The organism is Pseudomonas sp. A2 (assembly GCF_023100865.1).
Lineage (GTDB): Bacteria > Pseudomonadota > Gammaproteobacteria > Pseudomonadales > Pseudomonadaceae > Aquipseudomonas > Aquipseudomonas asiatica.
In genome coordinates, this window is the sequence record NZ_CP039130.1 from 1 (window position 1) to 25147 (window position 25147).

Annotated in this window: 14 protein-coding genes and 8 pseudogenes; 8 read left to right on the forward strand and 14 right to left on the reverse strand. The window is 57.9% G+C overall.

Annotated features, from left to right (window positions below; all coding sequences use genetic code 11):
* Window positions 1–911 (reverse strand): tRNA dihydrouridine(16) synthase DusC (gene dusC / locus E5221_RS28455; protein ID WP_147022120.1); only part of this gene is annotated, 911 nt, incomplete at its 3' end.
* Window positions 912–1268: 357 nt separating this feature from the next.
* Here dusC and E5221_RS28460 point away from each other — a divergent pair.
* From E5221_RS28460 to sanA, 4 genes and pseudogenes are all read left to right on the forward strand, one after another.
* Window positions 1269–1667 (forward strand): CidA/LrgA family protein, encoded by a 399-nt coding sequence (locus tag E5221_RS28460; RefSeq protein ID WP_004175078.1) that lies wholly within the window; start codon window positions 1269–1271, stop codon window positions 1665–1667.
* Window positions 1664–2359: a CidB/LrgB family autolysis modulator gene (locus E5221_RS28465; protein WP_002912867.1), complete on the forward strand. Its 696-nt coding sequence runs from the start codon at window positions 1664–1666 to the stop codon at window positions 2357–2359. The genes E5221_RS28460 and E5221_RS28465 overlap by 4 nt, the downstream gene beginning before the upstream one ends.
* Window positions 2360–2486: 127 nt before the next feature.
* Window positions 2487–3371, forward strand: coding sequence for a cytidine deaminase (gene cdd / locus E5221_RS28470; protein WP_002912869.1), 885 nt, complete (start codon window positions 2487–2489; stop codon window positions 3369–3371).
* A gap of 275 nt (window positions 3372–3646) precedes the next feature.
* Window positions 3647–4364 (forward strand): annotated as a pseudogene (gene sanA / locus E5221_RS28475) (outer membrane permeability protein SanA).
* A 70-nt stretch (window positions 4365–4434) separates the two neighbouring features.
* On the opposite strand, the pseudogene mglC reads toward sanA, so the two are convergent.
* From mglC to folE, 6 genes and pseudogenes are all read right to left on the reverse strand, one after another.
* Window positions 4435–5447, reverse strand: a pseudogene (gene mglC / locus E5221_RS28480) (galactose/methyl galactoside ABC transporter permease MglC).
* Between the two features lie 15 nt (window positions 5448–5462).
* Window positions 5463–6982: pseudogene (gene mglA, locus E5221_RS28485) on the reverse strand (galactose/methyl galactoside ABC transporter ATP-binding protein MglA).
* A gap of 118 nt (window positions 6983–7100) precedes the next feature.
* On the reverse strand, window positions 7101–8099 hold the full coding sequence (mglB, locus tag E5221_RS28490; RefSeq protein ID WP_002912878.1) for a galactose/glucose ABC transporter substrate-binding protein MglB: 999 nt from the start codon (window positions 8097–8099) through the stop codon (window positions 7101–7103).
* Window positions 8100–8395: 296 nt separating this feature from the next.
* A complete protein-coding gene (gene galS, locus E5221_RS28495; protein WP_002912919.1) occupies window positions 8396–9418 on the reverse strand; it encodes an HTH-type transcriptional regulator GalS in 1023 nt (340 codons plus the stop codon).
* A 155-nt stretch (window positions 9419–9573) separates the two neighbouring features.
* A pseudogene (gene yeiB, locus E5221_RS28500) lies at window positions 9574–10732 on the reverse strand (DUF418 domain-containing protein YeiB).
* A 15-nt stretch (window positions 10733–10747) separates the two neighbouring features.
* Window positions 10748–11416, reverse strand: coding sequence for a GTP cyclohydrolase I FolE (folE, locus tag E5221_RS28505; protein ID WP_004184878.1), 669 nt, complete (start codon window positions 11414–11416; stop codon window positions 10748–10750).
* Window positions 11417–11776: 360 nt separating this feature from the next.
* On the opposite strand from folE, the gene fghA reads away from it, so the two are divergent.
* The gene (gene fghA / locus E5221_RS28510) at window positions 11777–12610 is read left to right on the forward strand and encodes an S-formylglutathione hydrolase (protein ID WP_004151123.1); all 834 of its coding nucleotides are present in this window, start codon (window positions 11777–11779) and stop codon (window positions 12608–12610) included.
* 70 nt (window positions 12611–12680) lie between these two features.
* Here fghA and cirA read toward each other — a convergent pair.
* From cirA to yieE, 3 genes and pseudogenes are all read right to left on the reverse strand, one after another.
* Window positions 12681–14655 (reverse strand): annotated as a pseudogene (cirA, locus tag E5221_RS28515) (catecholate siderophore receptor CirA).
* A 499-nt stretch (window positions 14656–15154) separates the two neighbouring features.
* Window positions 15155–16624, reverse strand: coding sequence for an amino acid permease (locus tag E5221_RS28520; RefSeq protein WP_002912929.1), 1470 nt, complete (start codon window positions 16622–16624; stop codon window positions 15155–15157).
* A 178-nt stretch (window positions 16625–16802) separates the two neighbouring features.
* Window positions 16803–17670 (reverse strand): annotated as a pseudogene (gene yieE, locus E5221_RS28525) (DNA-binding transcriptional regulator YeiE).
* Between the two features lie 265 nt (window positions 17671–17935).
* Here yieE and E5221_RS28530 point away from each other — a divergent pair.
* Together E5221_RS28530 and nfo are read left to right on the forward strand one after the other, a co-directional pair.
* Window positions 17936–18986 (forward strand): annotated as a pseudogene (locus E5221_RS28530) (YeiH family protein).
* A gap of 71 nt (window positions 18987–19057) precedes the next feature.
* Window positions 19058–19912, forward strand: coding sequence for a deoxyribonuclease IV (nfo, locus tag E5221_RS28535; protein ID WP_002912937.1), 855 nt, complete (start codon window positions 19058–19060; stop codon window positions 19910–19912).
* Window positions 19913–19963: 51 nt separating this feature from the next.
* Here nfo and fruA read toward each other — a convergent pair whose 3' ends face one another.
* The 4 genes from fruA to fruB are packed head-to-tail and all read right to left on the reverse strand — an operon-like array spanning window position 19964 to window position 23744.
* Window positions 19964–21487, reverse strand: a complete 1524-nt coding sequence (fruA, locus tag E5221_RS28540; protein ID WP_282189728.1) for a PTS fructose transporter subunit IIBC — start codon at window positions 21485–21487, stop codon at window positions 19964–19966.
* Window positions 21488–21658 carry a hypothetical protein gene (locus tag E5221_RS28865; protein ID WP_282189729.1) on the reverse strand — a complete coding sequence of 57 codons (171 nt, stop codon included), beginning with the start codon at window positions 21656–21658 and terminating at the stop codon, window positions 21488–21490.
* Window positions 21659–21674: 16 nt separating this feature from the next.
* The gene (fruK, locus tag E5221_RS28545) at window positions 21675–22613 is read right to left on the reverse strand and encodes a 1-phosphofructokinase (RefSeq protein ID WP_002912941.1); all 939 of its coding nucleotides are present in this window, start codon (window positions 22611–22613) and stop codon (window positions 21675–21677) included.
* The gene (gene fruB, locus E5221_RS28550) at window positions 22614–23744 is read right to left on the reverse strand and encodes a fused PTS fructose transporter subunit IIA/HPr protein (RefSeq protein ID WP_002912947.1); all 1131 of its coding nucleotides are present in this window, start codon (window positions 23742–23744) and stop codon (window positions 22614–22616) included.
* Between the two features lie 337 nt (window positions 23745–24081).
* Between fruB and setB the strand changes: the two are divergent.
* A pseudogene (setB, locus tag E5221_RS28555) lies at window positions 24082–25147 on the forward strand (sugar efflux transporter SetB); the annotation flags it as partial.

Here is a 25147-nt window from a genome sequence, read left to right on the forward strand (position 1 = left end):
GCTATTTCAGCAGACGTTTGCAGGGCGCGAATTTCATTAAACAGGGTCAGCGCCTCGGTATATTCCTTGCGTAAATAGCCTAACCACTGCTTAATTCTCGCCACATGATACAGGCCGGTATCACCCTGCTTTTCCAGGCGGGTATATTTTTGCAACAGCTGGACCACCTGCGGCCACGGCATGCGCGGTTCGTTGTATTTGATCACCCGGCTGAGGTTCGGCACATTGAGCGCCCCGCGGCCAATCATCACCGAATCGCAGCCGGTGACAGCCATACAATCCTGGGCGCTTTGCCAGTCCCAGATTTCACCGTTGGCGACCACCGGGATAGTCAGGCGCTGGCGGATCTCGCCGATCGCCTGCCAGTTGATGCGTTCGGCTTTGTAGCCATCTTCTTTGGTACGGCCGTGAACCACCAGTTCGCTGGCCCCCGCCTGCTGCACCGCGTCGGCGATTTCAAAGCGCCGTTCACCGCTGTCCCAGCCAAGACGAACTTTCACCGTCACCGGCAGATGCTCGGGAACCGCCTCTCGCATGGCTTTCGCGCCGCGATAGATCAACTCTGGATCTTTCAGCAGCGTTGCCCCGCCGCCGCTGCCGTTTACCAGCTTCGACGGACAGCCGCAGTTTAAATCCACCCCCCATGAACCCAGCGCCACCGCGCGGGCGGCATTTTCCGCCAGCCACTCGGGATATTGTCCCAGCAGCTGGACGCGTACGCGGGTGCCGGACGGCGTGCGGCTCTGGTGATGCAGTTCCGGGCATAGCCTGTAGAACGATTTTACCGGCAGCAGTTGATCCACCACGCGCAGAAATTCGGTGATGCAGAGATCGTAATCGTTAACCTCGGTCAGCAGCTCGCGCACCAGCGAATCGAGCACGCCTTCCATCGGCGCCAGTAGAACACGCATATCGTTACCCGAAAAAAAAAGAGGCGCTATGGTAGCGCCTCCGGGCGCTGGTTGAAAGCGCTCAATGCGTCGGACCAGACGCACGCCGTTCCCCGCACGCTCGATGCGGCAAAGCGGCGAGATAATCTCTATGCTTTACAGAGGTCTGTGGCGTCCCATTCGCCTTTATTTGCCGCGCCTCATTCAGCAAGGTAGCGTGGGGAGCGATCCCGCCTGAGCCGCAAGGTGTCGGGCCCTGACGGGTGAGACTATGGTTCCCGTAAGCTATCAGCGCTATGCATAGAATTCATGATGTGATCGGTAGCACATTTTATGGATTAATTGTATGATGAATGCACTTCATCAAGGGTTATTACCATGAGTAAATCGCTGACTATTATCTGGCAGTACCTGCGGGCTTTCGTCCTGATTTACGCCTGCCTGTACGGCGGAATTTTTATCGCCGGGCTGCTGCCTATCACTATCCCCGGCAGCATCATCGGCATGCTGATCCTCTTCGTGCTGCTGGCGCTGCAAATTATGCCGCCGCAATGGGTCAACCCCGGCTGTAATATCCTGATCCGCTATATGGCGCTGCTGTTCGTGCCGATCGGCGTTGGGGTGATGCAGTACTGGGATCTGCTGCGCGCCCAGCTGGGGCCTGTCGTTATCTCCTGCGCCATCAGTACGCTGGTGGTGTTTGTAGTGGTGAGCTGGAGCTCCCATTTGGTGCATGGCGAACGTAAAGTGATTGGCCAAAAAGGAAAAGAAGAATGATGCATGAAATCTGGTGGTCGCTACCGCTAACCCTGATCGTCTTTTTTCTCGCCCGCAAACTGGCGGCCCGCTTTAAGTTCCCGCTGCTCAACCCGCTGCTGGTGGCGATGGTGGTGATTATTCCATTTCTTCTGCTGACCGGGATCTCCTATGAGCGTTATTTTGCCGGCAGCAAAGTCCTGAACGATCTGCTGCAGCCGGCGGTAGTGGCCCTTGCGTTCCCGCTGTATGAACAGCTGCACCAGATCCGCGCCCGCTGGAAATCTATCATTACCATCTGCTTTATCGGCAGCTGCGTGGCGATGATCACCGGCACCACCGTCGCTCTGCTGATGGGCGCCACGCCGCAAATCGCCGCCTCTATTCTGCCTAAGTCAGTCACTACGCCGATTGCTATGGCGGTTAGCGGCAGCATCGGCGGCATTCCGGCCATCAGCGCCGTGTGCGTAATTTTTGTCGGCATCCTCGGCGCGGTATTTGGGCATACGTTGCTTAACCTGATGCGCATTCGCACCAAAGCGTCGCGCGGCCTGTCAATGGGCACCGCCTCGCACGCCCTCGGCACCGCCCGCTGCGCCGAGCTGGACTATCAGGAAGGCGCGTTTAGCTCACTGGCGCTGGTGCTGTGCGGGATCATCACCTCGTTGATGGCGCCGTTCTTATTTCCGCTGATCCTCGCAGTGGTAGGTTAATTGTGATTTAAATCACATTTTTTAATGCAACAAATCAGAGTTGCATAAAGAATGAGATATTCATCACATATGGAACCGCTGGCCGCCCGTACACTGGCTTCCCATTACACTGTTATGAGGCAACGCTATGCACTCACGTTTTCAAGCTGCTTTGACGACTCTGGCAGCAGATCTGCAGGCGGCCATCGCCCCGATGCTCGCCGACCCGCATTTCCCGGCGCTGCTCGAAGCCGATCAGGTGGCGACGCTGCAGCATGCGACAGGTCTGGACGAAGACGCGCTGGCTTTTGCGCTACTGCCGCTTGCCGCTGCCTGCGCGCGCCCCGACCTTTCTCATTTTAACGTCGGGGCTATCGCCCGCGGCGTCAGCGGCCGCTGGTACTTTGGCGGCAATATGGAGTTTCTCGGCGCTACCATGCAGCAGACCGTTCACGCGGAACAGAGCGCCATCAGCCACGCCTGGCTGCGCGGCGAGACCTCCCTGCGCGCTATCACGGTGAACTACACGCCGTGCGGTCATTGCCGTCAGTTTATGAACGAACTGAACAGCGGGCTGGCGCTGCGCATTCATCTGCCGGGTCGCGAAGCGCATGCCCTGGAGCACTATCTGCCGGACGCCTTTGGCCCGAAAGACCTGGAGATCAAAACCCTGCTGATGGATGAACAGGACCATGGCTTCCCGGTCAGCGGCGATGCCCTGACCCAGGCAGCTATTCAGGCCGCCAACCGCTGCCATGCGCCCTACAGCCACTCGCCTTCCGGCGTGGCGCTGGAGCTGAAAGACGGTACCATTTTCAGCGGTAGCTATGCGGAAAACGCAGCGTTCAACCCGACGCTGCCGCCGCTGCAGGGGGCGCTGAATCTCCTGAGCCTCAACGGCTATGATTATCCCGCTATCCAGCGGGCAATCCTGGCGGAGAAAGCCGACGCGGCGCTGATCCAGTGGGATGCCACCGTCGCCACCCTGAAGGCGCTGGGCTGCCACAATATTGAGCGCGTCCTGTTAGGTTGATCAGCCTGAGCAGATTGCCGGACGGCGTCTTCGGCTTATCCGGCCGACTTTTTATACCGTTAGGTGTCGGGTGGCGCTACGCTTACCCGACCTACGGTTCGCGCCATGGCGACCTGAAGATCCCTATGCCGGGTGTCGGCTCACGCCTTACCCGGCCTGCATTCGGCGATCTGTCTATATTGCTGAAAATCCCCGCAATCAAACGCGGGTTTCTTGCGCTTACCCGGCGGGTAAAGTAGCCTGAAGACTCCGTTGTCTATTATTGAGCCAAGTTCATGTTAAAGCGTGCGTTCTACAGCCTGTTAGTCCTGCTCGGCCTGCTGCTGTTGACCGTGCTGGGCCTTGACCGCTGGATGAGCTGGAAAACCGCGCCCTATATCTATGATGAACTGCAGGACCTGCCCTACCGTCAGGTCGGTGTGGTGCTGGGCACCGCCAAATATTACCGCACCGGCGTCATCAATCAGTATTACCGTTACCGCATCCAGGGTGCGCTGAACGCCTACAACAGCGGCAAGGTCAACTATCTCCTGCTGAGCGGCGATAATGCTCTGCAAAGCTACAATGAACCGATGACCATGCGTCGGGACCTGATTAAAGGCGGCGTCGATCCCGCGGATATCGTACTGGACTATGCCGGTTTCCGTACCCTCGACTCGATCGTCCGTACCCGGAAAGTGTTCGACACCAACGACTTCATTATCATCACCCAGCGCTTCCACTGCGAACGGGCGCTGTTTATCGCCCTGCATATGGGGATCCAGGCCCAATGCTACGCGGTGCCGTCGCCGAAGGATATGTGGAGCGTGCGGCTGCGCGAGTTCGGCGCCCGCTTTGGCGCGCTGGCGGACCTCTATATCTTCAAACGGGAACCGCGCTTTTCTCGGCCCTCTCATCCCGATTCCGGCGCAGCAGCATGACGTGCCGGATGACGCCCAGTCCTACCCGGCCGTCACCCCGGAGCAGCTGCTGGAGCTGCAGAAAGGAAAGTAGCCTCCATCAACGCATTCGTTTCAGATATAAAAAAACCCGCGCCAGGCGCGGGTTTTTGATGCGTTCAATCTTATTTCTTACGGGCGTATTTCAGGGAGTCCAGCGCCACGGCGAAGATAATAATCGCCCCCTTAATAATGTACTGCCAGTAAGGGTTGACGCCGATATAGGTCAGGCCGTAGTTGATGACGGTGAAGATAATCACCCCGGTCACCACGCCAAACACCGTTCCTACCCCGCCGCTGAACGATACGCCGCCCACCACACAGGCGGCGATGGCGTCCAGTTCATACATAAAGCCGAGGTTATTGGTCGCCGAGCCGATACGACCGGCTTCCAGCAGGCCGCCGAAGGCGTAGAACACGCCGGAGAGGGCATAGATCATCAGCAGGTTTAACGCTACGTTAACCCCGGAGACCTTCGCCGCTTCCGGGTTACCGCCGATAGCGAAAATGTTTTTGCCAAAGCGCGTCTTGTTCCACAGGATCCAGACAAAGAAGACGGCAATCAGCGCGTAGAAGGTAATGTAGGACAGGCGGAAGGAGCCCAGCGCCACAAACCCCTGCGCGAAATGGGAGAAGTGGCTGTCGAAGCCGGAGATCGGCGACGCGCCCACGAAGTCGTAGTACAGCGAGTTAATGCCGTAGACGATAATCATGGTGCCGAGAGTGGTAATAAACGGCGTCACGTTCAGGTAGGCGAATGACGATCCCGTTAATCAGGCCGATGACCGCCCCGATGGCGCACACCAGCAGGATCACCAGCGGGATCGGCATGGTCGCCATATCCGGGAATACCTTATTGGCATTATCCACCGCCTGCAGCATGGTGGCGGCAATCACCGCCGCCAGACCCACCTGACGGCCGGCGGAGAGGTCGGTCCCCTGCGTGACGATAAGTCCAGGCCACGCCGAGGGCAATAATAATACGCACCGAGGACTGGGTCAGAATATTACTCAGGTTGAGCAGACTTAAAAATGTCGGATCCTGGAAAATAATAATGGCCAGCAGGACCAGAAGGACAACATATATCCCACCCTCTTTCAGGTAAGTGAGAAAACTCTTTTTATTTAACGCACTCATGTGAAGCCCCTGATCTTAAAGGTGCAATGACGCAAGACGCAGTATTTCGTTTTGCGTAGTGGTTTTAGTCTCAACAATGCCCGCGACCAGGCCGTTGCTCATCACCAGAATGCGGTCGGTAATCCCCAGCAGTTCCGGCATTTCGGAAGAAATAATAATGATCCCTTTGTCTTTTTTAGCCAGTTCGGCAATCAGCTGATAGATTTCAAACTTGGCGCCGACGTCGATACCGCGCGTTGGCTCATCCAGCATCAGGATCTCCGGCTGGGTCAGCAGCCAGCGGCCTATAATGACCTTTTGCTGGTTACCACCGGAAAGCGAGCCAATCTGCGTATGCTGACCGGGGGTTTTGACGCGCATCGAGTCAATAACCCATTGGGTATCGCTCTTCATTCGCGAGTTATCCAGCAAGCCGACGCTGTTTTTATATTTCTTAATATTGGAGATCAGCGAGTTAAACCCGATATCCAGATAGGCGTAAATCCCGGTAGAGCGCCGCTCCTCGGTCACCAGCGCAAAACCGTGGTTTATCGCCTCGTTGGCGCTGTGGTTGTTGATCTTCTTGCCGTGCAGCGTGATGGTGCCGCTGGCCTTCTCACGGATGCCGAACAGGGTCTCCACGATGTCGGTGCGTTTAGCGCCCACCAGGCCGGCGATACCGAGAATTTCGCCCTTATGCAGGTCAAAGGAGACATCGCGAATGGAGGGCTGGCGCAGCGAGGTGAGATTGCGCACCTGGAGGATCACTTCGCCCGGAGTGTTTTCGCGATCCGGAAAACGCTGGTTAAGCGAACGCCCGACCATCATGGCGATGATCTTATCCATATCCAGCCCTTCCAGCGGCTGGGTGGCGATCCACTGGCCGTCGCGCAGGATGGTTATTTCATCGCACAACTGGAAAATTTCTTCCATTTTATGCGAGATATAGACGATACCGCAGCCGCGATCTTTCAGCTTACGGATGATCTTAAACAGATGGTTGACCTCTTTTTCCGTCAGCGATGACGTCGGCTCATCCATGATGACGATTTTGGCGTCATAGGAAAACGCCTTCGCGATCTCAATCATCTGCATCTGAGATACCGATAAGGTACCGACGCGGGCGCGCGGATCGATATCAATATCCAGCTCATCAAAATGGCCTTGGTATCCCGGTACATTTTGTCCTGATCGACAAACATGCCTTTAGTTGGATAGCGCCCGAGCCACATGTTATCCATGACCGAACGCTGTAATACCAGGTTTAATTCCTGATGCACCATCGAAATACCGTTTTCCAGGGCTTCTTTCGCCGAATGGAAATCGATCTCTTTTCCCTGAAAAAGAATGCTACCGGAATCTTTTTGATAGATCCCAAAAAGGCATTTTAATAATGTCGATTTACCGGCGCCGTTCTCACCCATTAACGCATGAATGGAGTGCGGACGAACCTTCAGGTTGACATTATCAAGAGCCTTGACGCCAGGAAACGATTTGTTGATGTTGCTCATCTCCAACAAATATTCGCCTGACCGTTCGCTATTATTGCTGACCATAGTTATACCTGGCTGCGTTCATGCAAGCCCCGTCCGGCGCACTAGCGCCAGCAGGAGTCTGGTTCTGTATCAGGAATAATCGGGCGTGGATAACCCACGCCCGCAACTCACATCACGATTATTTGCCGGTAAACTGGCTCAGGTTGTCTTTATCGACGCCCACGTAGGGGACGCGAACAATCTTGTTGTCAATTTTCCAGTTGGTGCCTGCCGCGGCGTCTTTCCCGTCGGCAAGGTTTTTCGCCAGCTCGAAGGTCGCTTTCGCCTGGTTGTTGGCATCGTTCAGCACAGTACCGGCCATCGCGCCGGATTTCACCAGCGCCAGGGCTTCCGGCAGGGCATCAACGCCGAACACCGGAATGCTGCTCTTGTTGTGCGCTTTCAGCGCTTCAACCGCGCCCATCGCCATGGCGTCGTTGTTAGCGATCACCACTTCAATCTTGTTGGCATTCGGGCCGGAGAGCCAGGCGTCCATTTTGTCTTTCGCCTGGGCGGTATCCCACATCGCGGTATCCAGCTGCAGCTGCTGGGTCTTCAGACCTTTATCATTCAGCTCTTTAATAACGTAAGTGGTACGCGCTTCCGCATCCGGATGGCCCGGCTCGCCTTTCAGCAGAACGTACTGGATCTGACCGTCTTTATTCAGATCCCAGTTCGGGTTGGCTTTCCAGTGCTTGGCGATCAGATCGCCCTGAATAATCCCCGACTCTTTCGAGTCGGTACCGACGTAATAAGCCTTGTCATAACTATCCAGCGCTTTGCGGGAAGGCTCTTTGTTGAAGAACACCACCGGAATATTCTGCCCGCGCGCCTTTTCAATCACCGTACCTGCGGCGGCCGGGTCAACCAGGTTAATCGCCAGCGCCTTCACGCCTTTCGCCAGCAGCACGTCAATCTGATCGTTTTGTTTCGACTGGTCGTTCTGCGAATCATTCATCAACAGTTGGACGTCTGGCGCGGATTTGCCATCTTTTTCAATCGCCTTACGCACTACCGACATAAAGTTGTCGTCATATTTATAAATCGTCACGCCGATACGGGTATCTGCTGCGTGTGCGGCGGCGCCAAATAACAGACCAGCCATTACAGCAGACAGGGTAAACACCTTCTTATTCATGGAATCTCCGGTTTTATTATGCAGGGTCATTATTGTGAGAAAATGCAGGCGGGATTTGTTGCATTAGTGTTACCGCACAACGCATTTCACGACGAAAATTCGGTCTTCCGTGTCGGGTAACGCTCCAGAAAAATACGACTGTAAAACTCGTTTAACGCCTTGTTCCTACTAAATAAAGTGAGGAATATCCATCACCTCGTGGTTCAGACTGGTAAACGCTGCCATCATAATCAGGCGAATGTTAATATACTGTGAATTTACTCACAAATTGAAAGCGGTTACATCCCGCGATCGCGTCAGTTAGTGATCGGCCCCACAGTTTGCCGCTGGGCAACGGAATGACGGCGCACCAGCGTCGGCATAAAGCAGTGCGTCGCCTCGCGATCCAGCTTGCCGGCCGCCCCCAGCAGCGCCAGCTCGGTGGCCAGCTTTGCCATCGACATTACCGGATAGCGCACGGTGGTGAGCTGAGGATCGGTGTAACGGGAAATAGGAATATCATCAAAGCCAATCAGCGACAGATGCTGCGGCACGACAATGCCGTTGTCCTTCAGCGTCGTCAGCGCGCCGGCCGCCATGCTGTCGTTATAGGCAAACACCGCGGTGAGGCCGAGATTGCGCCCCAGCAGTTCGACCATCGCCGCTTCACCGCCCTGCATATCCGGGGAGCCGGAACCGATCCAGCTGTCCGGGGCGATGATGCCTTGCTCCTGCAGCGCTTTGCTCCACCCTTCCCGGCGCATATCGTCATCTTCAATGCCGTGGTTTGAGGAGAGATAGCCGATGCGCTGGTGACCATGATTGAGCAGCATACGGGTGGCCATCAGCGCGCCGCTGACGTTGTCGAGTCCGACGCAGCGATGGGCATACCCCGGCACGATGCGGTTGATCAGCACCATCCCCGGGATATGTTGCATAAAGTCGCTCAGTTCATCATCGCTCAGCGCTTTCGAATGGACGATCAGCGCCGAGCAGCGCTGACGGATCAGCACCTCGATGGCGTGACGCTCTTTTTCCGCCTCGTGATAGCTGTTGCCGATCAGCACATATTTCTGATGCTGCTGAGCAACGGTATCCACTGCTTTCACCAGCGCGCCGAAGAAGGCATCGGAGACGTCCATCACCACTACGCCGATGGTATCGCTGACCTGGGTGGCCAGCGCCTGGGCGTTGGCGTTGGGCCGGTAGCCCAGTTGGGTCACCGCTTTCATCACCACGTCGCGCGTATCCGGACTCACCAGCGCGCTGTTATTCAGCACCCGCGACACGGTGGCCACGGAAACGCCCGCCTGGCGGGCGACATCACGAATGGTGATCATACTCAGCAACCTTAAGAGAATTACAGCACGTCACATTCACCTCCTGTGCTTAGCAAGGAGGCTATTCTGGCAGCGACCCGCGGTCCGCTGCGTGAGTGAGGTCACACGGCTGGAAACGTTTACATCCGTTTTGTTAATGATTGTGATCGAGATCGTTATCTGGATGTGTCTTTCAATGATGTGCCTGACGCACGCAGGGTTAACTGACGCCACAGCCATTCCACCGGCCCCTGGCGGAAGCGGCGCAGCCAGAGCGATGAGACTAAGGAGGTTAACGGCCCAGATGGGGGGGACAAAGGCCAGCAGCTGCAGACGATCGAAGCGCATAAACAGCCCAAGATGATAAAACAGGGTGGTGCAGATCAGGGTCTGCAGCAGGTAGTTGGTCAGCGCCATGCGTCCGACGCAGGCGATAGCGCCCACCAGGCGGAAACGGCAGAGCTGCGGCCAGTAGCCCCAGGCCAGCGCGGCATAGCCGATAGCCTGCAGCGGGGCGCTAAGTTCGCGCGGCGCCTGCAGTAAAAACGCGCACCAGCGATAGTCCCAGGCCAGATACCACTGGGCGAATATTGCCGGCAGATTGACCGCCATGCCGGCCGCCACCAGCAGCGCGCCGGTACGCCGGTAGTGACGCAGGCTAAACTGCCCCTTCAGCCAGCCGCTGCGCATCAGCGCCGCGCCCATCAGCATCATCCCCGCCAGCTGCCAGCCATACTGCGCGCCCAGCGCCAGCAGATTGTCAGATAGCATATCCGCCCGGTTGCTGAACGCCTCCATGCCACCGTGCAGCTTCCAGTACTGCTCATACTGCAGGTTCGCCGCGTCCGGCGCCCACGAGCGATTCGCCGCGGTCCCGGAGATCATCCCCAACAGGACCAGCACCGCAATGCCGGTGAGGTAGAGCACCACCCCGGTGTTGAACAGCGATTTGACATGGTGCGCCTCACGCACCATGCGCCAGCTCACCAGCCCCACCAGGGCATAGGCCAGCAGAATATCGCCATCCCAGAAAAAAAGACCGTGAATGAAACCGAGCAGCGCCAGCAGCGTCAGCCGCGACTGGATCCAGCGCTTCCCTCGCGGAAGCAATAGCTGAAGACCGGCGCCAAACAGCAGCGCGAACAGGGTGAGAAACTTCACCTGCGCCAGCAGGTCGAGGAGCGCCCAGGTCCAGGCATCGCTAAGGGACGCGCTTCCTGACCAGGCGGGATTGAGATAAGCGGCCTTCGGCAAGCCGAAGGCGCTGATATTGAGAAGCAGGATACCGAGGATGGCGACGCCGCGGACAAAGTCCAGCGTGACATTTCTCTCCATGCACCCTGCTCCGTTTTAGTCGTGGTGACGTACTGCGCGCAGGAATTCCTGGCGGGTATTCTGGCTGGATTTAAACAGGCCGCCGAGAGAGGTGGTGGTGGTGGCGCTGGTCGCGTCGCGAATGCCGCGCGCCTTCACGCAATAATGCACCGCGTCAATGGATACCGCCACGTTGTTGGTGCCGAGCAGCGTCTGCAGCGCGATCAGGATCTGCTGCGTCAGACGCTCCTGGACCTGCGGACGTTGGGCGAAGAACTGCACGATGCGGTTGATTTTCGACAGGCCGATCACCGAATCTTTCGGGATATAGGCTACCGTCGCTTTACCATCGATGGTAACGAAATGGTGTTCGCAGGTGCTGGTCAGGGTGATATCGCGCACGGTGACCATTTCATCGACCTTCATTTTGTTTTCAATGACGGTGATTTTCGGGAAGCGAGAATAATCCAGCCCGGAGAAGATCTCATCGACATACATTTTGGCGATGCGATGCGGGGTCTCCATCAGACTGTCATCACTCAGATCCAGATTCAGCAGTTGCATAATCTCGGTCATATGACCGGTAATCAAACGCTTGCGTGTTTCGTTATCAATTTCTTGTACTGGCGCACGCATCGGCGTCTCCAGCCCACGAGCGACCAGCGCTTCATGAACGAGGACGGCTTCTTTACTCAGTGATGACATTTATGTTTCTCCTGCAGGTGTGGCGCTCTTTGCTTTTTCTGGGGGCAAAGTTTGTATTCATTGTGCGTGAGGTGGCGCACAGAATCCAGTAGCCGTAACGATAATTATTGAAATTGGCGCTGCCTTTTATTAGGGAGCGAAGCCATGCCTCAGGCGCGACGCCAAATCCTTATCGCCGTATCCGGAATGTTCCAACCGCTGTACGCATTCATAAGCGCCGTCGCTACACCGGCATGTTGGCTATAAGTTGCATTAATGATGCAGTAAGTTCTCAAAAGGAGAAAGTGAAAGTTGCTCACCGGCTAATGAAATATCTGTATTATGAACGTTTACGCGCACATCCCTTCCGAGGAGCCTTGCATGGAACTGCTTGAAGAGCATCGCTGTTTTGACGGCCAGCAACAACGCTGGCGTCATCACTCCCCTGTCCTGAACTGCGCCATGACGTTCAGCATTTTTTTACCGCCTGAGCGCGAAACGCCGCCGCCGGTGCTGTACTGGCTGTCGGGGCTGACCTGTAACGATGAGAACTTTACCACCAAGGCGGGCGCCCAGCGCATTGCCGCCGAGCTGGGCATCGCGCTGGTGATGCCGGATACCAGCCCGCGCGGTGACGAGGCGGCCAACGACGACGGTTACGATCTCGGACAAGGCGCCGGCTTCTACCTGAACGCCACCGAGGCGCCCTGGGCGGCGCACTACCGAATGTACGATTACCTGCGTGACGAACTGCCCGCGCTTATTCGTAGCGAGTTTAGCGTCGGCGAACGCTGCGCCGTCAGCGGCCACTCGATGGGCGGCCACGGCGCGCTCATTATGGCGCTCAAAAATCCCGGCCGCTACGCCAGCGTCTCCGCCTTCGCGCCGATCGTCAATCCCTCCCAGGTCCCGTGGGGCAAGAAAGCGTTTACCGCCTATCTCGGCGCGGATGAATCGGCATGGCACTCCTGGGACAGCTGCGCGCTGATGCAGGCCAGCCGGCCGGAGGACGCCGTGCCGACGCTTATCGATCAGGGCGACAACGATCCATTCCTTGCCGGACAGCTGCAGCCGGCGGTACTGGCGGAGGTCGCGCGGCAGAAGGCCTGGCCGTTAACGCTGCGCATCCAGCCCGGTTACGACCACAGCTATTACTTCATTGCCTCGTTTATTGAAGACCATCTGCGCTTCCATGCGCAGCATCTCTTTGGCTAAACGCCAATGCGCCGCGAAGCTGCTTCGCGGCGCATGTTCAGGCCTACAGGATGCGTTTTAGCGCCGGCAATCAGAAGCGATAATCCACCGCCATAAAGTAGCGACGGCCTTCTTCGGTATAGCTGTAGTCGTCCCGGCTCAGATCTTTATCACCCACGTTCTGCACCCCGGAGCGCAGTTTCACGTTTTTGGTCACCTGCCATGCCGCGCCAACGTCAAACAGGGTGTAGCCGCCCGGCGTTTTGCCGGTGGCGCTCACCGCGCGCTGCTGGCCGGTATAGTTGGCCGTCACGTAGAAGGACCAATCGTCCAGCGGTTTCCAGTCGAGCGTGCCGTTGGCGGTATGGAACGGCAGCGTCTGCAGCGGTTTGTTCGCCGCCATTGCTCAGATCGCGACCATCGTTGTAGGTGTAGTTCACCGTCAGCTTCCACTCATCGCCAAACGGGATCTTCACCTCCGTCTCCACCCCTTTGATGCGGGCTTTGTTGACGTTGAAATAGCGGAAGATCGGCACGCGCTTGCCGTTGACGGTTTTCCAGCCGACAAAGTTCGGGTAGCCCGGCGCTTCGCTGGCGCTGGAGGTGCGCAGAACATCGATCATGTCGTCGACATTATTCTGGAAGGTGGTGATGCTGCCTTCGACATTTTCAAGCCAGCCCTCTTCCCCGCGGTAGTAGAGACCGAGCTCGAAGCTTTCGCTGGTTTCCGGTTTCAGATCCGGGTTACCGACGATGCTGCACGAGCCGCGACAGGAGTTGGTGGTCCAGTCGGGGTTAAGCTGCAGCAGCGACGGGGCTTTAAACGCCGTCGCCCAGCCGCCTTTGACGGTGACGGTATCGGTGGCGTTATACACCAGATAGGCGCGCGGGCTCCAGTGATCGCCATAGGTCTGATGGTCGTCCATACGAATGCCGGTGGTCAGCGCCAGCGGCTCGATGATGCGCCATTCGTCTTCGATAAACAGGGCGTACTGGCTGGCCGACGTTGACTGGCCGCCGCTGCTCAGGTTGACCGGATCTTTCAGTTTGTCGTGGCGCCATTCGCCGCCGAAGGTCACCAGCTGGTTAATCATGCCCAGCGGCAGGACATACTTGCCGTCGATGGCATTGCTTTCCGAGGTAATAGTCCCGCTCTGCCCTGGATTTTTGTTATCCACCTTTTCGCCGTAGAACTTGAGCTCGCTATTGCCGATATCCCAGCGGCCGTTATGGCTCAGAGAGTAGTTCTCCCGCTCAAGGCGGTTGCGGTCAAGGGAATCGGAATCGCGATCCTGACGGTCAAAGCCGTAGCCTGCGGTAAAATCGTGGTTTTCGTTCGGCGTCCAGGCGAATTCAACATTGCCATCGCGGCTGGTGAAGCCCTCGATGCGCGGCGTCTCGCCGGTGGCATTACTGGATGACTGCGGATCGTCCTTGGCGCGTTTTGCCAGGCTGCCGTAGGCCTTCATTCCAAGTACGCCGTCGATCAGCGGGCCGCTGGTGAAGAACTGGCCGTTATAGGTATCCCCGCGATCGCGGTGCTCCTGAATAGTGGTATCAGCACTCAGCGTCCCGGTCCATTTCTGGCCGATTTTTTTGGTAATAATGTTGACCACCCCACCGAGCGCATCGGAGCCGTAAAGGGAGGACATCGGGCCGCGCACCACTTCGATACGCTCAATAGCATCCACCGGGATCCAGTTAAGGTCGAAGTCATTGTGGCGGAAGACGGCGTTCCGCGAGTTAACGCGCTTGCCGTCGACCAGGATCAGGGTATAGCTGCTGCTCAGACCGCGGATGCTAACGCCCTTGCGGTTATCCCCTTCGTTGGTGAGCTGGACCCCAGGCACATCGCGCAGCACGTCTTTCAGGTTCTGAACAGGCTTGCGTTGTAAATCCTGTTGGGTGATGACGCTGATGCTCGCCGGCGCGTCTTTGACATTCTGTTCAGTGGCCGAGGCGGTCACCACCAGCGTTTCTTCATTCACATCGGCCAGAGCCGGAAACGCCAACGATACGACGGACGCAGACAATCCCGCCCGGATAAAAGGGTTTAACCTGAACATTCCAAATCTCCATGAGGTGTACAACCAAACAAACAACAAGGTGCTGCTCACACGCGCTGGCGGCCTTGCCGCTCTGTCGGCGGCATGCTCGCGCTGTTTTCTCGTCGATGTGGCTGGTCGCCCGGTGTCAGTCTGTACAAGCGGCAGAGACGGGGAGTGGCTTCATCCGTAATGGGCGAAAATGATAAAGATAATGATTACGATTATCAATATAATTATGAAGAATTGTGACAAGCTGTAACCGCACAAACATAAAAAAAGCCCTCTGTTCAGAGGGCTTGCGGGTGATGACAAATCTGTCTTCGTTATTGTGCTCACATGTCTGCCGGGTGGCGGCTTCCGCCTTACCAGGCCTACGAAACATCGCAATATCAATCAGTTACGCGGTTATCTGTAGGCCCGCGCAAGCGCAGCGCAGCCGGGCAATCCCTGAAGATTGCACTTTGCCAGCAATATAAAGCCCTCTTCACAGAGGGCTTTTATCGCACAATCGCGAAGATTAACGCTTAAAGCGGTCCGGGAAGGTCATTTCGCTGTAGCGAACAAAGCGGGTGCCTTTCGCCAGCTTGTAACCAAACCAGATGACGAGGAACAGCGGAATACCGATGTAGGTCGCCGCCACGCCGCCCCAGTCAATGGTGTCCTTGAGGAACGCTTCGTAGTTCTGTCCGAGGGTGATGATCAGGCACAGCACGAAGGCGAAGATCGGCCCCAGCGGGAAGAACCCGGAACGATACGGCAGATTATTAATATCGTTACCCTGCAGGACGTAGCCGCGACGGAAACGATAGTGGCTGATCGCAATACCCAGCCAGGCGATAAAGCCCGTCATCCCGGAGGTGTTCAGCAGCCACAGGTACACCGTCTGGTTGCCAAACATGGAAGTCAGGAAGCACAGCGCCGCGATCACGGTGGTCGCGTACAGCGCGTTACGCGGCACGCCGCCACGCGACAGCTTCGAGAAAATGCGCGGCGCTTTACCGTCGCAGGCCAGGGTGTACAGCATACGCGTGGAGGCGTACATCCCGGAGTTCCCCGCCGACAGCACGGCAGTCAGGATAACGGCGTTCATGATTGCCGCCGCCGACAGCAAACCAGCATGCTGGAACACCAGGGTGAACGGGCTGACGGAGATATCCTTCACATCATTGCGCAGCAGACTCGGATCGGTATACGGAATGATCAGGCTGATAATCAGGATCGCGAAGACGTAAAACAGCAGGATACGCCAGAAGACCTGGCGCACCGCGCGCGGAATGTTCTTCTCCGGATTTTCAGATTCACCGGCAGCGATGCCGATAAGCTCGGTGCCCTGGAACGAGAAGCCGACAATCATCGCCACGCCAATCATCGCCGAGAAACCGCCGGCGAACGGCGCATCCGCGATCCCCCAGTTGCTCCAGCCGGCTGGCTGCGCCCCTTTGAAGATGCCGACAATCATCATCACGCCGACGATGATAAAGATAATGACGGTGGCTACCTTTATCAGCGAGAACCAGTATTCCGCCTCGCCAAAGCCGCGCACCGAGATCCAGTTCAGCAGGAACATGATGCCGAGGAACAAGGCGCTCCAGATCCAGCCCGGAGTGTCGGGGAACCAGTAGCTCATCACCAGCTGTGAGGCCACGAGGTCAACGGCGATCGTCACCGCCCAGTTGTACCAGTAGTTCCAGCCCAGCGCGAAGCCGAAGCCTTCTTCAACATAATTCTGCCCGTAGGTGGCGAAGGAACCGGATACCGGCATAAACGCCGCCAGCTCGCCGAGGCTGGTCATCAGGAAATAGACCATCAAACCGATCAGAATATAAGACAGCAGCGCCCCGCCGGGACCTGCTTGCGAAATGGTTGCGCCAGAGGCAACAAAAAGACCCGTACCGATGGAACCGCCGATGGCGATCATGGTCAAGTGGCGCGCCTTCAGTTCACGACGTAGCGTGGGCGCTTCTGTGGTTTTAGTTTCCGAAACCATGTGATAATGCTATCCATCCAAAAAATGAGGCGCGATTGTAGCAGACGATCGGGGTTCCATCCGGTACAAATGCAAAGTTATAAGAGAGCTTCATGATCGCCCGCAAATTATTAGTAAAGCACTAACCTGCGGAATTGCCAGCGAATTCCCCCCGTAATCAGGCGATAAAACCGGGCTGCTACACCTGGCAATAGTGCAGAAAACGTTGTAATGCTTTAGAAATATGCTTCTGCCGGTGATGGATCCGCCACAGCGTGCGCGTCAGCCGGGGCAATGGCACTTTCAGCTCCGCCAGCGTGCCCGAGGCAAGCTGTTCGGTAATCACCCGCCGCGATAGACAGCTGATGCCCAGGCCATGCCTGACCGCGTGCTTGATCGCCTCTGAATTACCCAGCTCCATGCCCAGATGAAACGCCGGCAGATGCGACAGCAGAACGTAATCGACAATCTCCCGAGTGCCGGAGCCATGCTCGCGCAGGATCCACGGCGCCTCGGCCAGTTGCTGCAGGGTCACCTCCCCCGCCAGCAGCGGTGAGTTGGGCGCGGCAAACACCACCAGCTTCATCCTCCAGCCACGGCTCGGCAATAATATCGGCGGCATGGCACGGCCCCTCAATCAGGCCGAAATCCACCCGCAGGTCGGCGACGGCGTTGATGACGTCCAGGCTGTTGCCGACGCTCAGCTCGACCGGCAGATCCGGGAAGTCATGACGATAGCGGGCAATAATCTCCGGCATAATATAGTTGCCGATGGTGCTGCTGGCGTAGACTCGGATCGCCCCGTTATCGCCGCGAAACAGCTGCTCGATCTCCAGGGCCCGCTCCAGCAGCGCCAGCGCACGCGGATACAGCAGCCGTCCATGCTCATTCACCACCAGTCGTTTACCGACGCGGTCAAACAGCTGCACGCCGAGCTGCCCTTCCAGATCGGTCAGCGCGGCGCTGACCGCGGATTGCGAAAGCGCCAGCATCTGTGACGCCTGAGTGGTCGACCCACTCTTGTGGACTTCGGCGAACACTTCCAGCTGCCGCAGCGTAATATGCATAACCCACCCGTTTAGTAATCCAACCTGAATAACCTTCCTTACTATGGTGACACAAATCGAGGCGGCTGACGGAAGGAAAATCCGCTTATATCACAAAATCATCGTCTTGCCGGCGAGACCGCCCCGCTTCTGCCTAACCCGCTCTCGCCCCGTTGTAACCGGCGAAGCGGCCATTAACCACTTATTACGATTGATTATAAACATATAATCAATTTTATATTTAATCCCGCGCGGCGTAACCTTTAGGCAGACAAAGGAGAAGGTTATGACAGCACTCACTTTACCCACCAAACATCGTTCCCTGTGGCATTTTGTCCCAGGCCTGGCGCTGACCGCCGCTCTGACCGGCGCCGCCCTGTGGGCCGGTAGTTTCCCGGCCATCGCCGGCGCGGGCTTTAGCGCCCTGACCCTCGCTATCCTGTTCGGGATGGTCGTCGGCAACACGGTCTACCCGAAAATCTGGCAGCCCTGCGACGGCGGGGTGATCTTCGCCAAGCAGCATCTGCTGCGCCTGGGGATCATCCTCTACGGCTTTCGCCTGACGTTCGCCCAGATTGCCGACGTCGGCGTGAGCGGTATTTTGATTGACGTTCTGACGCTCTCCAGTACCTTTTTTCATCGCCTGCTTCCTTGGCCAGAAAGTGTTTGGTCTCGATAAACACACCAGCTGGCTGATCGGCGCCGGCAGCAGCATCTGCGGCGCGGCGGCCGTGCTCGCCACCGAGCCGGTGGTCAAAGCCGAAGCCAGTAAAGTGACGGTTGCCGTCGCTACAGTGGTTATCTTCGGTACCATCGCCATCTTCCTCTACCCGGCGATGTACCCGCTGCTGGCGCACTGGTTTACCCCGGAGACCTACGGGATCTATATGGGCTCCACCATGCATGAAGTGGCGCAGGTTGTTGCCGCCGGCCATGCGGTCAGCCCGGACGCGGAGAACGCGGCGGTTATCGCCAAAATGCTGCGCGTCATGATGCTGGCTCCGTTCCTGCTGTTCCTGGCGGCGCGTGTTAAACAGCTGACCCCGGCAGGCAACGGCGAGAAAAGCAAAATCACCATTCCGTGGTTCGCCATTATGTTCATCCTGGTGGCGGTGTTTAACTCCTTCCATCTGCTGCCGAAAGCCGTGGTGGATATGCTGGTGACGCTGGATACCGTCCTGCTGGCGATGGCAATGGCCGCCCTCGGGGTCACCACCCACGTCAGCGCGCTGAAAAAAGCCGGGGCGAAACCGCTGCTGATGGCGCTGATGCTGTTCGTCTGGTTGATTGTCGGCGGCGGGGTCATTAACGTCGCTATCCACAGCCTGATGGCATAAAGCACTACATCTTTCTCCAGTTAAGCCGCTATCATTACCCACCCCCCAGCGGCTTTAACTGGAGTTTTTTTATGAAATACGTAGGAGCGCACGTGAGCGCCTCAGGTGGACTGGCCAATGCCGCCATTCGCGCCGCCGAAATCGAAGCAACCGCCTTCGCCCTCTTCACCAAGAACCAGCGCCAGTGGCGCGCCGCGCCGCTCAGCGACGAGACCATCGCCGAATTCAAAGCCGCCTGTGAAAAGTATCACTTTGGCCCGGGGCAGATCCTGCCGCACGACAGCTACCTGATTAACCTTGGCCACCCGGTGGAAGAAGCGCTGGAAAAATCCCGTGATGCTTTCATTGATGAAATGACCCGCTGCCAGCAGCTGGGGCTGACGCTGCTCAACTTCCACCCCGGCAGCCATCTGCAGCAGATCCCGGAGGAGGAGTGCCTGGCGCGCATCGCCGAATCGATCAATATCGCGCTGGCGAAGACCGAAGGCGTTACTGCGGTGATCGAAAACACCGCTGGCCAGGGCAGCAACCTCGGCTTTAAGTTCGAGCACCTCGCGGCCATCATCGACGGCGTGGAAGATAAATCCCGCGTCGGCGTCTGCATTGATACCTGCCATGCTTTCGCCGCCGGCTACGACCTGCGCAGCGCCGAAGCCTGCGAAAAAACCTTCGCCGCCTTCGAACGCATCGTCGGTTTTCAGTATCTGCGCGGCATGCATCTCAACGATGCCAAGAGCGCCTTCGGCAGCCGGGTCGACCGTCACCACAGCCTGGGGGAAGGCAACATCGGCCACGATTGCTTCAGCTGGATCATGCAGGACAGCCGCTTCGACGGTATTCCGCTGATTCTGGAAACCATCAACCCGGATATCTGGGCGGAAGAGATTGCCTGGCTGCGGGCGCAGCAGATTGCCGAAGTGGCGTAAATAGAGACAAAAAAAGGGCCGAACAGTCGGCCCTTTTTTATTGCGGTAGGATTATGCCGCTTTTTCAACTTCCGCTGTTTGCGCCTCAGGGCGTTTCAGCACGGCGTAGGCAAGGCCCGCCACCAGCGTTCCGGCAACAATCGCCAGCAGGTAGCCCAGCACCGGCGTAATCGCCCCCGGGATCAGCAGAACAAACAGCCCGCCGTGCGGCGCCATCAGTTTCGCGCCGACCGCCATGGAGATAGCGCCGGTTACCGCGCCGCCGACGATACAGCACGGCAGAACGCGCATCGGGTCACGGGCGGCAAAAGGAATCGCCCCTTCCGAGATAAAGCACAGGCCAAGAACCAGCGCGGCTTTGCCCCCTTCCCGCTGCCCTTTGTCGAACTTATTGCGCGCTACCAGCGTCGCGATACCCATCGCCAGCGGTGGCACCATACCGGCCGCCATGATCGCCGCCATCGGCGCATAGGTCTGGGTACTCAGCAGGCCAACGCCAAAGGCATAGGCCGCTTTGTTTACCGGCCCGCCCATGTCGGTACACATCATCGCGCCGAGGATCGCGCCCAGCAGAACCGCGTTGGCGGTGCCCATGGTTTGCAGCCAGTGGGTCAGCCAGGCGAGGATACCGGCTACCGGTTTACCGATCAGATAGATCATTGCCAAACCCACGATCAGACTGGAGACCAGCGGAATGATCAGGATTGGTTTCAGGGCTTCCATACTCTGCGGCAATTTCAGCTTCGTGCTGATGGCTTTCGCCACATAACCGGCAAGGAAACCAGCGATGATCCCGCCGATAAAGCCGGAGCCGCCGCTAACCGCCAGCATACCGCCGATAAGGCCCGGGGTCAGACCCGGACGGTCGGCAATGGAGAAGGCGATAAAGCCTGCCAGTACCGGCACCATCAGCGCGAAGGCCGAGCCGCCGCCGATCTGCATCAGCGCCGCCGCCAGGGTGTCTTTCACTTCAAACGCTTTGATCCCGAAGGCAAAGGAGAGCGCGATACACAGGCCCCCGGCCACTACCATCGGCAGCATATAGGAGACGCCGGTCAGCAGGTGGCGATAGGCGCCCGCCGACTCTTTTTTCCCTTCAGCAGCCGCCTGAGGTTTGCCGGATGGCTGGTACGGTTTGGCTTCCGCCACCGCTTTATCCAGCTCCTGGGCGGTTTTCTTCAGCGCCAGACCGGTGGTGGTGCGGTACATCGGCTTGCCGGCGAATTTCGCCAGGTCCACCTCGATATCGGCAGCGACGATCACCAGATCCGCCTCGGCCACCTCTTCCGGGGTGATGGCATTGCCCGCCCCAACGGAGCCGCGGGTCTCCACCTTCACCCACCAGCCGCGTTTTTTGGCTTCGGTTTCGATGGCTTCTGCCGCCATAAAGGTGTGGGCGACGCCGGTCGGACAGGCGGTGACCGCGACAATGCGTTTCTGCCCCTGAGCGGCGGCCGGAACGGCTACCGCCGCTGGCGCAACGTAGGGCTTTAGCGTGGTCTTTCGCTTCTCCCAGGAACAGCTCCGGATGGGCGACAGCACGGTTAATATCGCCCAGGTAAACGTTTTTACCATTCAGCGCGCTATCGGCCGGCAGCGCGGCTCCAGCACGATGGCCAGTTCGGCGTCATTCGGGTTATCAATCAGCTCAAGGTGCGCTTTCGGCGCCGCGGCACCCAGCAGGGTTTTCGCCATGTAGGCGCGCGCCTGTCCGAGTCCGGCATCAATAATCAGCAGCGTTTTCATTATGCCTCTCCTGCTGTCAATTAAAGGGTTGTAAGTCGACGCGCGCCATCATCGCGGCCAACTGGGTACGGTCGGTAATTCCTACATTGCTCTGGCTGACGGCCAGGGCAGCGACGGCGGTCGCCAGGCGCAGGGTATGCTCGCTGGATTCACGCATCAGCAGGCCGTAAATCAGGCCGCCGACCATCGAATCGCCGGCGCCAACGGTGCTGACCACTTCCACTGAAGGTGGTTTAGCAATCCACTCCCCAGAGGCGTTGACCCACAGCGCGCCCTCTTCGCCCAGGGAGATCACCACGTGGGCGATACCCTGCTCGCGCAGCGCATGGGCGGCGTCGATAACATCTTTCATCTCCGGCAGCTTGCGGCCAGCCCAGATTTCCAGTTCGCGACGGTTCGGTTTCACCAGCCACGGCGCCGCTTTTAGTCCGGCAACCAGCGCTTCGCGGCTGCTGTCGAAAATAATGCATGGGCACTGACTGCGCAGACGGGTCATCCAGTCGGTGAAGGCTTCCGGGCTAACGCCGGACGGCAGGCTGCCGCTGACGCAGACCATATCGAACTGCCCGAGCCAGCTCAGGGAGTCGTTGACGAAGCGTTCCCAGTCGCCCGGGGTGACTTCAAAGCCGGAGAAGTTGAAATCGGTCACTTCGCCATCTTTTTCCGTCAGCTTAACGTTGATACGGGTCCGGCCCTGCACCACCTGGAAACGGTTGGCGATCCCCAGCTCGCTGAACAGCTGCTGAAAGCCGTCCTGGTTGTCTTTACCCAGGAAACCGCCGACGGTGACGTCAATGCCGAGATCTTTCAGCACTTTCGCCACATTAATGCCTTTCCCGGCGGCGTGCAGGCCGGTGGTGCGCACCAGGTTCACTTCACCGCGTTCAATCTCCGGGGTGAATCCCACCAGGTCGTATGCCGGGTTTAACGTAATCGTTGCTACACGTCTGCTCATTTATGCGCCCTCCCCAAGGCCTGCGGCGATCGCTTCGCCAATCGCATCCAGCGCTTGTTGCGCATCCTCACCCTGCGCGGTAAAACGCAGACGGTGACCTTTTTTCACACCCAGCGCCACAACCTTCATCAGGCTGCGACCGTTAGCCGGCTTGCCGGAACCGTCGAGATTGGTAACGGTGATGTCGCTGGAAAATTGTTTAATGGTGTTGACCAGCATGGTGCCCGGACGGGCATGCAGGCCGTGTTCATTGCGCACCACGAATTCGGCGCTCAGCACATCTTCGGCAATGGCGTCGTCGCTGGTCAGCAGCGCCAGCACGGTGGCGGCGTCGGCTTTCAGCAAATGTTCAGCTTTCTTGTCCAGCAGCAGCTTGCTCAGACGGTTCAGCACTGCGGTCGGCTGCTCGTCGGCCATCGCCACCGTGACCAGCAGGGAAACCGGCTGCTCGTCGCGGGTAAAGGCGTTAGCCGCGCGGCTGACCGCCACGGCGCTGCGCAAATTGCCTTCCGCACTGTCGTTCAGCCAGACGCCCTGACCGAGGTTCAGCGGCGTATCGTTAATGACGTGGCTAACGAAGGCGGCATCGACAGCGCCAACTTCTTTCAGACGCGCCGCGTTCAGCGCCTGCAGGGTCAGCAGATCGCTGGCCGCGACGTCGAGACTGAGGGTCTCGTTATCCAGCTTCAGCGCTTCGCTCTGCTTCTCTCCCATCAGCAGCGCACGCAGCTCTTCCGCGGTGGTGGCGGACTGCAGCTGCGCGGCGACCGCGTCATCGCTCAGCACGTGGGTCAGCTGACGCAGCAGGCCGAGGTGTTCATCTGAGCTGGCGGCAATCCCGATCGCCACATAGGCGGTCTGCCCTTCACCCCAGGTGACGCCCTGCGGGAACTGAAACACCTGAACGCCGGTCTTCAGCACCTGGTCACGCGTATCCGTCGTGCCGTGCGGGATCGCGATCCCGTTGCCGAGGAAGGTCGAGGTCTGCTGCTCGCGAGCCAGCATGCCGTTCACGTAGCCATCGGCCACGTTGCCGGCGCTGACCAGCGCGGCGGCGACCTGCCGGATGGCCTCTTCTTTATTACCGGCCTGCTGGCCGGGATGAATATCCTGCACAGATAACTGGAACATGGTTCTCCTCTCCTGCTGAATTGAATCGTTTCAGCTAACTTGAGAAAAAAGGCGCCATCTGACGGGGAACGGATTGCCGAATGACGCTGAAACGTTTCAAGAATTTTGTACCTTTCTTGCTCAACGCGCAAGGTACGTCAGCGACTTGATTGCAGAACTTAGAGGTACTGCACACTTTTGCTGAAGCCTTAGCTATCGACCGCCTAGAACGTCAGCTTTTTGCTGAACCTCTATATTTTGAAACGCCTTTTTAATTATTCGTGCCATACTACTGTTTATTTTTAGCCAGCAGGCGTAAACTCCGCGCCGTCTCCTGAAACTACAGAAAACCAAACCCATGGAAAACCGTAGCGCCGCTCTCCCCCGACGCGGGTTCGATGTCACCTCTTCCGCCTTCTTAATCGTCGCCTTTCTGACGGGCATTGCCGGGGCGCTGCAAACCCCGACCCTGAGCCTGTTTCTGACCAACGAAGTGCACGTCCGCCGGCGATGGTCGGTTTCTTTTTTACCGGCAGCGCGGTTATTGGCATTCTGGTCAGTCAGTTCCTCGCCGGCCGCTCCGACCGTCAGGGCGATCGCAAGCAGCTGATTGTCGTCTGCTGTCTGCTGGGGGTGCTGGCCTGCGTACTCTTTGCCTGGAACCGCAACTATTTCATTTTGCTGTTCATCGGCGTTTTTCTCAGCAGCTTTGGATCGACCGCCAACCCGCAGATGTTTGCCCTCGCGCGGGAGCATGCCGACAGGACCGGCCGCGAAGCGGTGATGTTCAGCTCCATTTTACGTGCCCAGGTCTCCCTGGCATGGGTGATTGGTCCCCCGCTGGCCTACGCTCTGGCGATGGGGTTTGGTTTTACCGCGATGTATCTCAGCGCCGCGGCGGCGTTTATCGTCTGCGGGATCATGGTCTGGCTATTCTTGCCCAGCATGCGCAAAGCAAAGCCGGTAGCGACCGGCCGGCTGGAAGCTCCGCGCACGCACCGCCGCGATGCGCTGCTGCTGTTCAGCATCTGCACCCTGATGTGGGGTACTAACAGCCTGTACATCATTAACATGCCGCTGTTTATCATTAACGAGCTGCATCTGCCGGAGAAGCTGGCGGGGCTGATGATGGGCACCGCCGCCGGACTGGAAATTCCGACCATGCTGATTGCCGGTTACTACGCCCGGCGTTTCGGCAAACGCTTTCTGATGCGTCTTTCTGCAGTGGCCGGGGTGCTGTTTTACGTCGGCATGCTGACGGTGCATACGCCAGCGCTGCTGCTGGCGATGCAGGTGCTGAACGCCATCTATATCGGGATCCTCGCCGGGATCGGCATGCTCTATTTCCAGGACCTGATGCCGGGGCAGGCGGGCGCGGCCACCACCCTCTATACCAATACTACCCGCGTCGGCTGGATCATCGC

Excerpts from the sequence above, each read along its gene's own strand:
- fruB (WP_002912947.1), bottom strand. The coding sequence starts at position 23,744 with ATGTTCCAGTTATCTGTGCAGGATATTCATCCCGGCCAGCAGGCCGGT.
- E5221_RS28520 (WP_002912929.1), bottom strand. The coding sequence starts at position 16,624 with ATGGTTTCGGAAACTAAAACCACAGAAGCGCCCACGCTACGTCGTGAA.
- E5221_RS28460 (WP_004175078.1), top strand. The coding sequence starts at position 1,269 with ATGAGTAAATCGCTGACTATTATCTGGCAGTACCTGCGGGCTTTCGTC.
- fruA (WP_282189728.1), bottom strand. The coding sequence starts at position 21,487 with ATGGTAAAAACGTTTACCTGGGCGATATTAACCGTGCTGTCGCCCATC.
- folE (WP_004184878.1), bottom strand. The coding sequence starts at position 11,416 with ATGTCATCACTGAGTAAAGAAGCCGTCCTCGTTCATGAAGCGCTGGTC.
- fruK (WP_002912941.1), bottom strand. The coding sequence starts at position 22,613 with ATGAGCAGACGTGTAGCAACGATTACGTTAAACCCGGCATACGACCTG.
- cdd (WP_002912869.1), top strand. The coding sequence starts at position 2,487 with ATGCACTCACGTTTTCAAGCTGCTTTGACGACTCTGGCAGCAGATCTG.
- galS (WP_002912919.1), bottom strand. The coding sequence starts at position 9,418 with ATGATCACCATTCGTGATGTCGCCCGCCAGGCGGGCGTTTCCGTGGCC.
- E5221_RS28465 (WP_002912867.1), top strand. The coding sequence starts at position 1,664 with ATGATGCATGAAATCTGGTGGTCGCTACCGCTAACCCTGATCGTCTTT.
- nfo (WP_002912937.1), top strand. The coding sequence starts at position 19,058 with ATGAAATACGTAGGAGCGCACGTGAGCGCCTCAGGTGGACTGGCCAAT.
- mglB (WP_002912878.1), bottom strand. The coding sequence starts at position 8,099 with ATGAATAAGAAGGTGTTTACCCTGTCTGCTGTAATGGCTGGTCTGTTA.
- fghA (WP_004151123.1), top strand. The coding sequence starts at position 11,777 with ATGGAACTGCTTGAAGAGCATCGCTGTTTTGACGGCCAGCAACAACGC.
- E5221_RS28865 (WP_282189729.1), bottom strand. The coding sequence starts at position 21,658 with ATGAAAACGCTGCTGATTATTGATGCCGGACTCGGACAGGCGCGCGCC.